Origin of the sequence: Paenibacillus lentus (assembly GCF_042714055.1) — a bacterium.
In the GTDB taxonomy this organism is placed as follows: domain Bacteria; phylum Bacillota; class Bacilli; order Paenibacillales; family Paenibacillaceae; genus Fontibacillus; species Fontibacillus lentus_A.
In genome coordinates, this window is sequence record NZ_JBHGVC010000002.1 from 437,664 (window position 1) to 452,610 (window position 14,947).

Sequence of the window (14,947 nt, forward strand, 5' to 3'; positions counted from 1 at the left end):
CTATGCCATAGGCTCGCTTGTTTTAAGGATCTTCGGCTACTGTGTGCGTTTGGAACCAAAACGTCTGCATTCAACTTTTATAAATCAGGCTGATAAAAAACATCGATTTTTTGCGGAGGGATAGCCTCAAAACGGAAGATGGATATGTATCTTCATCGTTTCCATGGAACACCCATAGCTCTTCGCACTCCACGCTATAACCAACGCAATAATCAGCAGTATCAACAAAACTCCCAGAAAAGATTGTACTCTCACAAGCTCCAGAAGGCACCGACAATAATACCGCCACCAACGATGGACATTATTCCCATACGGTCGTGTTAATGGCATGAGGAGGATATTTATACGCCTTCTTCACTTCTTGTATGGCTTGTGCAGTTTGCAGCAGCATTGGCTGCAATTGCTCATGATATCATGGCCGCGTAAACTACCGTTGCCGATGTGATGCCTGCCTATAGGGCAACGAACGCAATATACATGTTTAAAATATTGTGCGTCAGTATCCAGGTAAGCACTACCATGAGAATCGAACGTATGCCGGGCATAACAAGCACCTGCCTATAGTCATTCTTTGATTTACAGGCTTGTCCAGGGTAATTCAGTACTTTTCACTAAACCCAGCCGATAACAAGATCGTACAATTTATGTTGGTTTACCCGAATAAACGGGGATCACGCGCTGGGAGCCCTACTTAAGCCGAATTTTTTATCTCCTACGAAACACCATATGAGGCAAAGCCAGGAGTATCACGAAGCCCGATCAGGGAACTTGAAATGTATCCGGTAGTAAACAAAACAACTTATTGTCCGAGCTCCCTCATCCCCATCAAGTCTGCTCCGGCAAGATCAAATTCTGAATCAGCATCAATTGTTCCACCATTTCCGCCGGAGTGTAGGGCATCGAATTGATAATCCACCATTCCACCAGACCGGCTACCGCAACGGACAGAAATTGGACGAGGATTTCCCGATTTATGCCCGGGCTGATGCCGCAGCTTTTGATATGCTCCTCGATCCCCATCTCCATCATCGCCATCATTCGTTTTCGGAATGCGGGAACTCCCTTGCTCGTCAGGAGTGTGGAGTAAATGGAGGAATTGCGCTCTAAAAATTCGAATGTGCGAAGCAGCAAAGGTTTGGCGGACACCTTGCTATGATCTCCGTCAGGCATGCAGCTTTCATACAAATACTGCAAATACGTTTCGAAGCACTGATCCAGCAGGTCGTACTTATCCGTAAAGTGCAAATAGACGGTTCCCCGGTTGACATTCGCCCGCTCCGCAATGGCGTTTATCGTAATCTTCTCAAAGCTGTTCTCCTCCATCATCCCGATAAAAGCTTCCATAATGGCCTGCCTCGTTTTTAGAATTCGCCTGTCCATAGCTATCTCTCCCTGTTCCTTTTTAGACAATCCAAGCACATTTGTTGAATACTCAACAAAATCAAAAATATTACCGATTGATCCGCTGTTTCGCCGAATGCTATCGTAATTGTAGTTAACAAGTGTTATTTATGCAACAAGTGTTCATTAAATATAAAAGCAGGAAAGCGAGGATTGCAGCATGAGAGTATTGGTTTATGGCGCAGGTGTCATAGGCAGTTATTTAGCCCATGTACTTGTATGCGGGGGCAATGATGTGACTGTATTGGCCAGAGGAAAACGGGCGGAGTAGCTTGAGAAGGAGGGACTTGTCATCCGCCATTATTTTCAGCGGAAAACGACGGTGGATCCGGTGCGCGTCATCCGGATGCTGGAAGAGAGCGATATCTATGATCTCATCTTTGTCGTCATGAAATATACGGACTTTCCGGCGGTGCTGCCTATTCTGGCCAACAATCGGAGCAGCAATCTCGTTCTGGTAGGCAATAATACGGATGCCCATGATATGCAAAACTACTTAAAGGAGCATAGTAAAACGCACAAAAATATCGCCTTCGGGTTCCAAATTAGCGCCGGAAGCAGAGAAAACGGGCGAATCGTCTGTATCCGCGGCAGCGTGCAGATGGTACTCGGCGGATTGAATGGTCCGCTTCCCTTTAAAGCCGAGCTGAATCAAGTGTTCGCGAAAACGAAGTACAAGCTTGTCTATCACGAAAATATAGACGCTTGGCTGAAGAACCATATTGTGCCTATCATAGCGCTGACCTTTGTAACGATTATCCATGAGCATCGCATGAAAAAAATCGCCGGAGACGACAAGCTGCTGCGGCAAATGATCGCAGCCATGGACGAAGGCTTCCGCCTACTGGAAACCCAGGGTTATCCCCTAACGCCGGCCAAACAAGCTTCATTGATTCGTAAGCACCCCATGCTGCTGCGTCTGCTTTTAAAAATATATCATATTCTGCCGGTCAGCCGGCTGGTCGACGGTTCTGCCTATGAAATCGCCGCTTTAAGCCGCGTGTTTCACGATTGGAAGAAACAATCCAACGTTTCTACTCCCAACTGGGATGTGCTGGAGGAGCGGTTTAACACCAAGCTGTCCGTACCCCAGTAGCTTTTAACTTAGTCAGGCTTCTAAAAATTGCTGTGCAGTAGTTTTGGAAGCCTTCTTCCTAACATGAAACAGAACAATTTCAAGTTCAAAAAGATGGTTGCGGTAAGAAATATCCACGAGCCCATAGTTATCGTCAACGATCTTTTTGATGTTTTTAATTCCTAAGCCTAGTCGGGAGTGTGCGTCAGGTTTCGTCGAATAGAAATCTCCCTGCCGATTTGTGAGAATTTCATGAACATATGGATTTTGAAACCGCATGAACAAGCTGCCATTCAAATAATGCATCTGCAGCTTGATGTAAGGCTCAACATTTACCTTTTCTATACTTGCATGGATCGCATTATCTAGGGCGTTTCCTAAAATGACGCTGATAACTATCGTATCCAGCTCTAACTGTGGCGGGATGTTCAAATCGATGTGGAAGGGAATGTCGTGATTTTTTGCGATTTGGGCTTTGTAATTGATGATGGAGTCGATGATCATGTTTCCGCTATTGCATAGCCCTGCCGTGTTCTCCATTTCCCCAAGTACTTCGTTGATCTCCCTGATTACTTTACTCTCCTCATTCGATTTCAGCTGTGCCTTCAGTCCAAGCAGAATGTTTTTGAAATCATGCTGAAGTCTGGAGGTGGCCTCATGCCGTTCTTGAATCCACTCATATTGCTTCGTATAGTAAGTCATTTGCAGCTCCAGCTGCTGGCTTCGATTTAATGCCGATTGAACACAAAGGATCCGGTCACACAACATCAACATCAAGAAATTGATGATCAACAGGCCCAAGGAGATTGCAGGAATCAGAGCATGATAAGTCCGAAAGAATAGGTGATTTGTGATTTGAACCATTCCAAGGACGCTGACAAGCGGAACACAAAGCAGCAGCAGCCAATACCATCCCGATAAATTGCCCTCGCCAAAGGCATGAACTGTGCGTATCGAGACATATGCCAGCATGAACATGAGCAGTTTGGAAAGAAACAGGCTGATGATATAACCATGAACGGAGAATATCGGTTGGATGACTGCTTGGATGACGACATCGGATAGCATAATCAAAGCTACCAGAAATAAGGCAGCAGAGATCCTCCATTTGAGGCTCCCCCTGTAGAGCGAGGATAACAGGATGATCAATGCTGTGTTTGTGACTAGCAGGACAGAACTCGGCCAAGAACTAATATGCAGAATGGTATGGCATCCAAAATACAAGGCATAGAAAATGGCGAGGTTAAGTTTATTCCTGACACGGCAGACGAAGAAATGGCGGAAAAAATAATGAATGATCCATGCCAACAGTGGGAAGGTGGCTAGATAAAACAGCTCATCCATCCTGATGTGATTATCCAATCAGACTCCCCCTAAACTTCAAATAATTTTGTTTCGCGGAGGCACTTTTTTTATCGCTGATGGGTAGTTCTTGACCCGTTAACAGAACGACCTTATGAGAGCTGATCTCACGAATAAAGTAACAATTAACCATATAGGACTGATGTATACGGATAAAATGGCTGGCGGGCAGTTTCTTTTCTTCGGTATTTAACGTGCTATAGTAATCAATTTGTTCATTTCGAGTGTAGAGATGAATTTTTCTTAAATTACTTTCTATATACATGATGTCGCGAAAAGGAACTAACAGCTCTTTCCCGCTCTGTTGAATCGGAAGAAATTTCTTCATGCCGTGCTGCCGCTTGCGAATGACTTTCTGTACCGCGGAAATGAGCTTATGCGCAAAAACTTCGGGTTCAATGGGCTTCTTAACAAATCCAGACGGTTGAACGTCGAAGAGCTGCACATGATACTGCTCATAACTGGAAATATAGATGAGCTGTACGAAATCATTATCCTCATTTTCCCTTAACAAATGTCCTGCTTGAATGCCATCAATGCCTTTCATTTCGATGTCCATGAAAATAATATCAAAAGGACAGCCGGGTTGAATGGCTCTGGAGAAGCTTGTCCCCGAGTAAAAAATAGAGATGTCCACTCTAGATAAGTTGCTGACAGCATTTATAATTAGCTCCTCGAGCTGTCCGGTTATCCAGGGATCATCGTCACATATGGCTATTTGGATGACATGTTCATTATTTTCGATCAACATTGAAATTACCTCTGCTCAGAATTGTTTCTTGCCTAATATTATTATACATTCGTGGATATTCAAGCTAAAATATCACTTCCCTGTTGGAAGACTGATAAACAAATCAAAAGTGACATGAAATGACTTAATAATTACATTTATGTGTTGCGTCGCAAGCTGCATGCTATCGTTGCCTCAAGAAAATAAGGGAGTGTATTTCTTGTGGATACCATCATTTTTGAGACTAGTGGATTGGCGAAACGGTATGGAGCTACGTATGCACTCCAGGATATCGATATGAAGATCGCCGAGGGAGACATTTATGGTTTTATTGGTGAGAATGGAGCCGGAAAGACAACCTTAATGAGGATTATTGCGGGTTTGGTTCAGCCTTCCAGGGGGGAAATAAAGCTGTTTGGAAGAAGCGATCATCGAGGACTGCATCTGGCCAGACGCCAGATTGGCTATCTTATTGAAGGGCCTGCGCTTTACCCGCATTTAAGTGCAAAAGAAAATCTGATTTTTTATTGCCGTGCGTTTGGCATAGAGGATGAGAGCAGGATCGAAGAAGTCTTGCATACGGTGTCTTTAGCCGGGAGTGGAAAAAAGAAGGTTTCACATTATTCTCTTGGAATGCGGCAGCGTTTAGGAATCGCGGTTAGCCTCCTTAATCACCCTAAATTATTGGTGTTGGATGAGCCGTTGAATGGGCTGGATCCTGCTGGGATTGTCGAGATGCGAGAGATTTTAGAGTGTCTGGTGAACGATAAAGGGGTGACGATTTTAATATCCAGTCATATCTTGAGTGAGCTGCAGCTGATAGCTACTAAATTCGGGTTTCTTCATCAAGGGCGGCTTATCCAAGAAATATCTGCAGAACTGCTCCGACAAGGTATTCCGTTGGACGGACTCCACTTATCCGCTTCAAGTCTGGAGCAGTACTATATGGAACTGATTGGAGGCAGAAGAGTATGACCTTGAAAAGCTTTCTTAGGGGACAGGCCTATTATTTAAAGAAGGACACGATGGTTCAGGGAATCTGTTTCTTTTTTCTTATCGCAAGCCTGGTACTTCCTATTTGGATCGGAGCCAAGTCGGGATTCCATGTCAGCAATTTTATAGAGCCGCTTAGGGTAGTCACTCCTTTATCTCTATTCTTGTATTTTGTTATTCCGGTGCAAGCCTGCTTCTTTGCAACAGAGGGCTTTGAGCATGGAACAGTTAAACCTATTATTGCCTCAGGACAGACTAGAGGATCTTATTATATGGGGAAATTTGTTTCGGAGATTAAAGTGATACTTTGGTGCTTGTTTCAATTTTTCGGGCTTTATTACGTGATTTACATGGCTGCTGTTGTTATTACAGGTTCCCGCATCGGAACAACCCATCTGGTGAAGGATTTAGGAATTGTACTCACTGTGCTCGGCTTTAACATTTTGTATTTATCGGCTTACGCAGCCATGGTCATGATGGTGGGCATCATCGTTGAAAAAACGGCGCCAGCGGTCGTTCTAACCTTTGTCATTATATTTGGAGATTTTGTCCTGGGGGGTTATTTGAAGGATTCTTCATCTGTCGTTTTGCGCACGATCTCTGATCATTCCTTAATGACTCAAATCATGAAGTTTTCCAGGATATATGTGGTGGATTCCCAGCAGGTGCTGCTGGCCGGTGCAAATGATTATTTTCGTACTGCGATTATTCCTCTTGTAATCATTGTAGTATGCTTGAGCGTTGCCCTGATTTCGTTTGGAAGAAAGGATATTCACGCCTGAATTAACAGCCCCCGGACGTTGGCCGGGAGCCGAATTCTATATTGCCGTAAAATATTGGAGAATTCCTCCGTATATCGCTTCGGCGATTTTCTGCTGACCGCGCTTGCTATTGAGCAGAGTACGGTCTTCGGTGTTGCTAATGAAGCCTGTTTCCACAATGACGGCAGGGCAATCCACATGGTTAAGCAAATAAAAGGGCTTGCCGATTTGCGGCAAGGATGAGGTGCTATATAGGTTGTTCAGCGAGTTCTGGATTGAAGAAGCCAGAAATGCGCTGCGGCCTTCGGATTGATGAAGAACAATCGGGCCGCGCTTGGAATTGTTTTTGCCCCAGTTCACATGAAGGCTGATGACGATTTCCGAGGGGAGCTCTTCACTGAGCTGCTTCCGCTGGGCCAAATCCCGCAAGTGCCGGGAACGGCTTCGCAGCCAACGATTGTCATCGCTAAGCGCGTAATCTCCGGTTCTGTTCAGGATCGTCCGGTAGCCCTGGCTGCGAAGAATGACGTAAAGACGGCGTCCGATTTCCAAATTGATATCCTTTTCCAATATGTCTCCATGTGAAGTTCCTCCATCAATTCCGCCATGACCTGCATCGATGAGAATGACAGGCTGAGGGAAAGCGTGACTAAAGGAGTTGTCCTCGGCAGCTGCATAAGAGCCGTACATACTGCTGAAGGCGAATATTAGCACAAGCAGAGGAAGACATTTACGTCCCATGAATTCACCTCCACGAATATATCTCTACTATAGAATGAGCCGGAGTTTGAAAAATCATGCATGAGCATGAAGGCTTGTTTAGGGGAAAGTTAAACGGAGCACACTAGCGATAGGCAGGTATGATTCTGTTAGAGAAGGAGGACGGAAAATGGCAAAGGGTGATGAGCTTGTCAAATACATTACCGAGCGAGTCGTCGATTACATGGAGACCCCGAAGGATATCCGGCGGAGCAAGGTGAAGGGGAAAGAGCCCTGGAGCCGTAAATGGTTCGGAATGGTTCCGTTTGGCCTGGGAATGTGGTGGGGGCAAATGGCGAAAAAAACTTCTTATGACCAGAAAGGGAGGCCTCAATCTGCTAAGAAGTAAAAGAGGAAAGCCTGGATACTGCGCTGTCAGGAGCGGATCCAGGCTTTGCTGCATTTATTTACCGGTAGGACTGTAAAATTGTCCGGCCTTGGCGAGTTCATCGAAGGCGATGAATCGGGGGGATGAAGCGGAGCCGGTCAGAATGTATAAGCGTTCGGCAGCGGTGTCGTCCGATAGGCTCCAGGACTGATAACCATAGACAGGTAAAGGTAAGGTATAATTGCGATCCTCGCCTCTCGCCGCGAAGATCAGGGATTTATGCTGATGGAGCTCTCGAGCGAATGAGGAGGCTGTGAGCTTTAGTTTATCGCTTGTCAGCCACATGAGATTATTGTTGGGATCAAAGCTCTCCGCGGTAACCGTAGGCGGGCTTGGGATGGCCTGGGATTGTCCGCTAGCGACAATGGAGGCCGACAGCTGCATTGGAGCAGACAGAAGTTTCTGCCAAAACGATTCATTATCCGGCAGCGGATCTGCATTGCGGGCATCCCGGTACTGCAGAGCAAGCGTATCGCCTTTCACAGCCTGTCCACTCTTTTGGCTGGTTCTGTTAATAATGCGCCATTCAGCGAAAAGCGGCCCGGCATAGAGCTGCTCGACTTGCAGCGATTGGAGCGAAGCGTGATCGGATGACCCATTCTCAGCGGCCAGCGCCCGCTGAAGCGAAGCGGTGTCGAACAACGGCTCCGATCCGGCTCCATATTCGATGAGGGCGTAGCCTCCCGACGGCTGAGCGCCGATAATGAGATATCCTACAGGCCTATTCTGTTGATATAAAGTAATGAGCCATGCGTGCGTACCAGGCCCAAGCGGCTGAAATTCCGGGTTGGCTCCTTTCCAATTCGTAAAGGGCTTGTCTCCAGCCAGCTTACTGATCAGCTTATTGGCGAATTGAATCGCGTCTTCCGGAGCCGCCGCAGGGCGTGCCGAGGCCAACAGGGCGGACGGGGCTTGCAGGCCAGCCTGATCATGGGCTTGGGTGAGGCTTGGTAAAGAAATGACGAGGAGGATCAGGCTTAGCAGCAGGGCCAGGCTTATTCTAAATGGGAAGCGAAGCATGCGCAGATCGATCACCAGCTTTCGTATAATTTGGGACGTTAGCTTGTTTCTATCTTAAAAGACGAGCGCAGAGAAGGCTGTCTCAACCTGTCGCGCAAGCTTGTCCGGCATCGATTCTATTTTTGCAATCTTTTAGCGAGAAGGGTCAATTATTCGTCACCTTCGCGAGCGCAAATGAAAGATGCCGCAGTTTATTGCGGATACGACAATCCTCGGCTCGTACTGCCAGCGTATTTCCCCACGGCGCGATTCGTACTGCTCTTGTACGAGCTTTTTTCTTTCTTCGTCCGGGTCGCGAAGCAGGTCGGTATAGTAGCCATCAATCAGCAGCAGCTCATCCTGAAGCCGTTCGTTGGCTTCCTCGGCCCAGGTATGATCGTAGGCTTCGACTTCTGCACGGATCATTCTCTCCAAAGCGTCCCGGCCTTCGGCCAAGGTTAGTCTGGTCGGCTCGATATGGACATTCTCCGGTACGCGGGGAACCAACGTCAGAGGCCGTAGTCTGGATGTAAAAGAGGTATCGATCTGCCCTGTCAGCAGGGAAATCCCCAGGGAACGCAGCTCTTCTCTTTTCATGTCGCAGCAGAATTCGATTTTAAAATTGACTCCCAGCCATGGCTCGTAGGCTGCGGGCAATAAAGTCATTCGCTGTCTCGGCGCCGTACTCTCAAACAGATATACGCAGCGGCCGCCCCGAAGCGCGGCATTAAAAATTTGCTTGAGGCGCGGGCTTCCGAAGGCGATATCCTCGCGCTGAATCCGTCCCGGGCCAAGGATCGGCAGAGGGCGCACGGCTCCATAATGACGTCCGAGAATTTCATCCTCCTGCGGCGGGGTTGTATTTTGTTCGGCTGCTGCAAGCTCTGCATCATGGCGTTCCGCATCAAAAACAAACTTGAAGGACATCGTCTCCGGTTCGGCTCCTGTGCGTTCGATAAAGCCCCAATAGTAGGGGCGGTTCGTTAAATCCTTGTCCGCTTGGGGAGACAGCTTGACGGTAACGTGATGAGGCGATTTCTCAATAAGTTGGCATTCGGTTATTTCCAGGTAGGTCATAACATACTGCTGGATTTGCTCCATCGTCATAGTCATTGTTCATCAGCCTCCCATCAATTCCGTCAAATTCTTGCCGGATGACTCACTTGGAGGCTCGTTGCCGAGCTCGTCCTTAATTTTGTACAAGGAACGTCCAAGTGAATCTACACGGCTGGCGATTTCTTCATCGCTCTGGGATTCCAGCAAAATTTTGTAGATGCTCTTCTCCAGGGAATGCTCCTTCTCAAAACGTTCCAGAATGACGTCAAGGCCGCCAATGACCATTTCGAACATGTTGATTTTTTCGTGCAGCAAATTTAATATATGCTCCTCAATCGTGCCTTTTGTCGATAGATTATATATTTTTACATCGTTTTTCTGGCCAAGGCGGTGAACTCTGCCTATACGCTGTTCTACTCGCATCGGGTTCCAAGGCAAATCGAAATTGATCATCTGGTGACAGAACTGCAGGTTAATTCCTTCGCCGCCGGCTTCGGTCGCGATCATCACTTGGGCACGTCCGCGGAAAAGATCCATCATCCAGTCCTTCTTGCCCCGGTTCATGCCGCCCCGATAAGGTACGGCCGACATGTTGCGATCACGAAAATATTTCAGCAGGTATTCCTGCGTTGCCCGGTATTCGGTAAAGAGAATCACTTTGTCGTTCATTTCCTTAATCAGCTCCATGGCCTTCTCCGCCTTGCTGTTGGCCTGGATCGTCTTGATGATGCCGACCAGATCCCAAATGCGATCTCGAAGCGGGGAATCGGGGGCGAGCTTCTTGGACAAATTGACAAGCGTTACGAATACAGCGTCCCGGCTGCTGCAAACTTCTCTTTGCAGAGTAACTAGCGACAGCATGCTGCTTAAGTCACCGCCAGTGGCCTGATATTGGTCTTTGACAAAGGAAGTGACCCCGTCGTATAAGTTTTTCTCCTCGGGTGACAGCTCGACGTGGATGTTGCGGACGATCCGTTTGGTAAACTCCAGCTCGCCGTCGCTGCGACGATTGCGGATCATGACCTTGGAGAGCTCTTCCTTCAGCTTCTCTTCATTCTTAGGTATGCGTTTATCGACTACGAAGTTTGCCGCAAAATCGCTTTGTCCGCCGAGCTGGCCCGGCTTGAGCAGATTAATGAGATTGAACAGCTCGCTCAGGTCATTCTGAACGGGCGTGGCGGTGAGCAGCAGACAGTATTTTTTGCGAAGCTGGATCATGAACTGGTAATTGGTCGTTTTTTTATTTTTCAGCTTGTGCGCCTCGTCGACGATGACCATATCGTATTCATTGCCCAGCAAAATTTCTTTATGAGGATCACGCTTGGCCGTATCTATGGAAGCAACGACGATATCGTTATCCCAGGAATGCTGTTTCTTCTGGGCTACCGCAGGGATGGCGAATTTTTGGTTGAGCTCGCGCACCCATTGAAGTACCAGGGAGGCGGGAACGAGAATAAGCGCTTTGCGGACAAGTCCGCGAATAATGTATTCTTTGAGAATCAGTCCGGCTTCGATGGTCTTGCCAAGTCCTACTTCATCCGCGAGGATCGCCCGTCCGCGCATTTCGAACAATACCTTGCGTGCTGTCTCGGTCTGATGGGGCAGCGGCTCGACTCCATGTACGTGAGCTAGGCACAGAATCTCTTCAAAGCTCGATACGAGCGCAGCGCCTTCGGCTTCCATGGCCAGGTTAAACAGCTTCCAATCATCCCAAGGCCCGCCTTTGTCCAGGCGGCTGTTCAAATCCTCGTACCAGGAACAATCAAACTCAATCAGAGGCGCAGCCTGCGAATTAGGCAGGGCGGGATTCGGAGGATTCGGATTCATGATGTAAGCAGCCTCCCTTATCTGTCATCTTCTAAATTCATGTAGATGTAGTATGGACGAATAAGTAGAAATTCATAACTCCGCGGGCTGGAAGCATGGTTAACCGGATCGGAATTTGTCTTATTTTGTCTTTGGAGAGGGTTGAAATTGGAATGCCGGGTTGGATGAAATCCGATAGTTCAGAGCTGCTGGTTACAGCTTGGGGAGGATGATATATAGGGAAATAGGAAAACCTAGAGCAAAAATCCTTTGTCCAGGCGGACAGGGATGATATGGAAAGTTTTCAGTCCTTTTTTCAAAGGCTAGAATGAAAAATAGAGGGATTCGAAGGAAAGAGGAGATCATAGGGGATAAACGCCATTAATCTGCCTTAATTTTCAGAGAAGCCAAGCTGTAATATCGAGATGTTGTATAGTATAATGATACTCGCCCACTACATATTGTGATTTATACATAAAAAATCGTTTATGTGCTGTGGATGAGGGTTATAAATAAATAGGAAAAAGGTTAGAAAACAGACAGAAATCGGCGGTATTTGTGCAGGTGAAGCATTTGCGCAGCTACCGACATTTTTTTGCGCCTGGCAGGGTTAGATCATGATTTTTGTACATCGACAAAAGCTGACAATCCGCTGCGAAGGATGAAGTTGATTACGCGCAAAATATAATTTTGAGGAGGGTGTTTTCTTTGAAAACAGAGCAGAAGCAACGTCTGGAGGGGCTTAGTGAAAAAATCTTTTTGGATCGGTACGCCTGGAAGAATCCTGATCCCAGCGATGCGAAGGTTGGCGATGTTGTCCTTGTACTGACCAAGGATGATCCAAAGTTTCCGACGAAAGAAGTAGGTGAGGTCGTAGCGCGTGACGGGCGGATGGTTACGGTGAAGACACGCACCGGCGAACTCGTACAATCGGATGTTGAAAAGCTGACGCTGAATATCGAGAAAACACCGGAGGAAATGTGGGATCGCCTCGCTTCCGCGATGGCCTCGGTGGAAGCTACGCCGGAGCTGCAGCAGGAGTGGGAGGAGAAATTCCGTTACGTATTAGACGATTGGAAACTGGTACCCGGCGGACGCATAGCCGCTGGCGCCGGAGCGAGCGATGAGTTGACGCTGTTTAACTGCTACGTCATCCCTTCGCCCAAAGACAGCCGCGGCGGCATTATGGAGACATTATCCGAAATGACGGAAATTATGGCTCGCGGGGGCGGCGTCGGGATTAACCTGAGCTCGTTGCGGCCGCGTCGTGCCGTCGTCAAAGGCGTTAACGGCTCGTCAAGCGGTGCTGTATCCTGGGGCGGTCTGTTCAGCTACACGACCGGATTGATCGAGCAAGGGGGAAGCCGGCGCGGTGCGCTTATGCTGATGATTAACGACTGGCATCCGGATCTGCTTGATTTCATTACGGTTAAGCAAACGATGGGGCAAGTGACGAACGCGAATTTATCGGTTTGCGTCAGCAACGGCTTCATGAAGGCTGTAAAGGAAGATTTGGACTGGGAGCTTGTTTTCCCGGATACGACTTACGAGGATTACAATGAGGTATGGGACGGAGACTTGGACAAATGGAAAGCCGCAGGCCGGAGAGTCAATCATTTCCGTACGGTGAAGGCGCGGGAAATTTGGCATACGATTATTGAATCGGCATGGAAATCGGCCGAGCCGGGCGTCGTGTTCATGGAATACTATAATCAGATGTCGAACAGCTGGTATTTCAACCCGATTATTTGTACGAACCCGTGCGGTGAGCAAGGTCTGCCCGGCTGGGGAGTTTGCAACCTGTCGGCGATGAACCTGTCGAAATTCTATGATGAAGATAATCATGATGTCGCTTGGGACGACCTGGCGATGACGACGCGCTATTCGGTCAGATTCCTGGATAATGTCATTAATAAGACGCCTTATCATTTTGAAGAGAACGAGAAGAACCAGAAGAACGAGCGCCGAGTAGGACTGGGCACGATGGGGCTGGCCGAGCTGATGATCAAGCTGAACATCCGTTACGGCAGTCCGGAATCGCTGGAATTCCTCGATAAATTATACGGTTTTATTGCAAAAGAAGCTTATCTCGCTTCGGCGGATATCGCAGCTGAGAAGGGCTCGTTCCCGGCATTTGAAGCGGACAAGTATTTGCAAAGCGGATTTATGAAGGTCATGACGGAAGTCTATCCTGAAGTGGAAGAAGCGGTTCGCGAGAAGGGAATACGCAACGTAACCATTATTACCCAGGCTCCTACGGGAAGCACAGGGACGATGGTCGGCACATCCACAGGAATCGAACCTTACTTTGCATTTAAATATTACCGTCAAAGCCGACTTGGCTTCGACGAGCAGTTCGTGCCGATCGCGCAGGAGTGGATCGATGCGCATCCGGGGGAGAAGCTGCCTGATTATTTCGTGACGGCCATGGATTTGTCCGCAGAGGATCATATCCGCGCGCAAGCGGCGATCCAGCGCTGGGTGGACAGCTCCATCTCCAAGACGGCGAACTGTCCGGCTGACTTCACGGTGGAAGAGACGAAGCGCCTGTATGAGCTGGCGTTCGATCTGGGCTGCAAGGGCGTAACGATTTACCGTGACGGCAGCCGCGATATTCAAGTTCTGCAAACGGAGAAGAAGGAAGATAAGACTGAGGCGGCAGGAGCTGGAGCAGCAGCAGATGGAGGAGCTTCCGAGGCAGTTGCTTCCGGGGCTGAAGCGGGCGTATCCGCTGGTGAAGGAGCTGGAGCAGCGGCGAGTGCTGACGGTTCGGTAACGAGTGCGGAGCAGTCTGCGTTAAGCGGTCTGGATCAATCGCTCTCGGCCGGAGTAGATCCAGGTCAGAAGACTGTTTTTGATAAGCAGTATAAGAAACGTCCACAGGTGCTCCATGGAGCAACCTATAAAATCAATACACCGTTCGGTATGGCGTACATTACGATAAATGATTTGAACGGCATTCCGAGCGAGATTTTCCTGAACGTCGGTAAAGCGGGATCAGACGTGTTCGCTATGGCGGAAGCTCTGGGCCGCGTATGCTCCTTGTTCCTGCGCTATGGCGATCATGGACAGAAGGTGGAGCTGCTGATCAAGCATTTGAAGGGCATTGGCGGTTCCGGCGCCATCGGCTTCGGCCCGAATCGCGTCGAGTCGATTGCGGATGCCGTAGCCAAAGCATTGGAAACACACGTGCAGCACGGCCCTTACGATAACCATGATCCAGCTCCTGTAGCCGCGACTGTGGTGCATCATGAAGAGCTGGAACAAGCAGGCTTAGGGTCTGCGGGCAGCGTTACGGCCAATGGCCAGCCTGCTGCTGGCAATGGACATCATGTAAGTGCGCCAGCAACCTCGCGCGACCTGTGTCCGTCCTGCGGCTCGGCCTCACTGCTGAGCGTCGAGGGCTGCAAAACCTGCGCCAACTGCGGGTATAGCAAGTGTTCGTAAGCGCGAAGGATATTGCTAAATTTATAAGAGGTGCGATGACCCGCACGTCCTGATACAGTGAGAGGCCCATGCAATTGCGCATGGGCCTACTCGATTATGAATCATGATGCTGTCAAAACGAGAAATGCTGCTTGATCGCTGCAGCATGAGGCAATTGATAAGCAGTGTAA

At 48.4% G+C, this 14,947-nt stretch carries 11 protein-coding genes and 1 pseudogene; 5 read left to right on the plus strand and 7 right to left on the minus strand.

What is annotated here, in order from left to right:
• Positions 1-825: 825 nt before the first annotated feature.
• A complete protein-coding gene (locus tag ACE3MQ_RS05665) occupies positions 826-1,380 on the minus strand; it encodes a TetR/AcrR family transcriptional regulator (protein ID WP_379391491.1) in 555 nt (184 codons plus the stop codon).
• Between the two features lie 181 nt (positions 1,381-1,561).
• Here ACE3MQ_RS05665 and ACE3MQ_RS05670 point away from each other — a divergent pair.
• Positions 1,562-2,497 (plus strand): annotated as a pseudogene (locus ACE3MQ_RS05670) (ketopantoate reductase family protein).
• A 12-nt stretch (positions 2,498-2,509) separates the two neighbouring features.
• On the opposite strand, the gene ACE3MQ_RS05675 reads toward ACE3MQ_RS05670, so the two are convergent.
• Both ACE3MQ_RS05675 and ACE3MQ_RS05680 read right to left on the minus strand, forming a co-directional pair.
• Positions 2,510-3,838: a GHKL domain-containing protein gene (locus ACE3MQ_RS05675; protein WP_379391493.1), complete on the minus strand. Its 1,329-nt coding sequence runs from the start codon at positions 3,836-3,838 to the stop codon at positions 2,510-2,512.
• On the minus strand, positions 3,831-4,589 hold the full coding sequence (locus ACE3MQ_RS05680; protein ID WP_379391495.1) for a LytR/AlgR family response regulator transcription factor: 759 nt from the start codon (positions 4,587-4,589) through the stop codon (positions 3,831-3,833). Before ACE3MQ_RS05680 ends, ACE3MQ_RS05675 begins: the two co-directional genes overlap by 8 nt.
• A 201-nt stretch (positions 4,590-4,790) precedes the next feature.
• Between ACE3MQ_RS05680 and ACE3MQ_RS05685 the strand changes: the two genes are divergently transcribed.
• Both ACE3MQ_RS05685 and ACE3MQ_RS05690 read left to right on the plus strand, forming a co-directional pair.
• Positions 4,791-5,543, plus strand: coding sequence for an ABC transporter ATP-binding protein (locus tag ACE3MQ_RS05685; RefSeq protein WP_379391497.1), 753 nt, complete (start codon positions 4,791-4,793; stop codon positions 5,541-5,543).
• Positions 5,540-6,343: an ABC transporter permease gene (locus tag ACE3MQ_RS05690; protein ID WP_379391499.1), complete on the plus strand. Its 804-nt coding sequence runs from the start codon at positions 5,540-5,542 to the stop codon at positions 6,341-6,343. The genes ACE3MQ_RS05685 and ACE3MQ_RS05690 overlap by 4 nt, the downstream gene beginning before the upstream one ends.
• Before the next feature lie 36 nt (positions 6,344-6,379).
• Here ACE3MQ_RS05690 and ACE3MQ_RS05695 read toward each other — a convergent pair whose 3' ends face one another.
• Positions 6,380-7,012, minus strand: coding sequence for an N-acetylmuramoyl-L-alanine amidase family protein (locus tag ACE3MQ_RS05695; protein ID WP_379391867.1), 633 nt, complete (start codon positions 7,010-7,012; stop codon positions 6,380-6,382).
• Positions 7,013-7,211: 199 nt separating this feature from the next.
• On the opposite strand from ACE3MQ_RS05695, the gene ACE3MQ_RS05700 reads away from it, so the two are divergent.
• Positions 7,212-7,430: a YqzE family protein gene (locus ACE3MQ_RS05700; protein WP_379391501.1), complete on the plus strand. Its 219-nt coding sequence runs from the start codon at positions 7,212-7,214 to the stop codon at positions 7,428-7,430.
• A 54-nt stretch (positions 7,431-7,484) separates the two neighbouring features.
• Here the strand turns inward: ACE3MQ_RS05700 and ACE3MQ_RS05705 are convergent, their stop codons facing one another.
• From ACE3MQ_RS05705 to ACE3MQ_RS05715, 3 genes are all read right to left on the minus strand, one after another.
• Entirely contained in the window at positions 7,485-8,489 is a 1,005-nt protein-coding gene (locus ACE3MQ_RS05705) for a hypothetical protein (RefSeq protein WP_379391503.1), read from the minus strand.
• A 156-nt stretch (positions 8,490-8,645) separates the two neighbouring features.
• A complete protein-coding gene (locus ACE3MQ_RS05710) occupies positions 8,646-9,581 on the minus strand; it encodes a YqhG family protein (protein WP_379391505.1) in 936 nt (311 codons plus the stop codon).
• 6 nt (positions 9,582-9,587) lie between these two features.
• Positions 9,588-11,351 (minus strand): DEAD/DEAH box helicase, encoded by a 1,764-nt coding sequence (locus ACE3MQ_RS05715; RefSeq protein ID WP_379391507.1) that lies wholly within the window; start codon positions 11,349-11,351, stop codon positions 9,588-9,590.
• A gap of 687 nt (positions 11,352-12,038) precedes the next feature.
• Here ACE3MQ_RS05715 and ACE3MQ_RS05720 point away from each other — a divergent pair.
• Positions 12,039-14,777, plus strand: coding sequence for an adenosylcobalamin-dependent ribonucleoside-diphosphate reductase (locus ACE3MQ_RS05720; protein ID WP_379391509.1), 2,739 nt, complete (start codon positions 12,039-12,041; stop codon positions 14,775-14,777).
• Positions 14,778-14,947 lie beyond the last annotated feature (170 nt).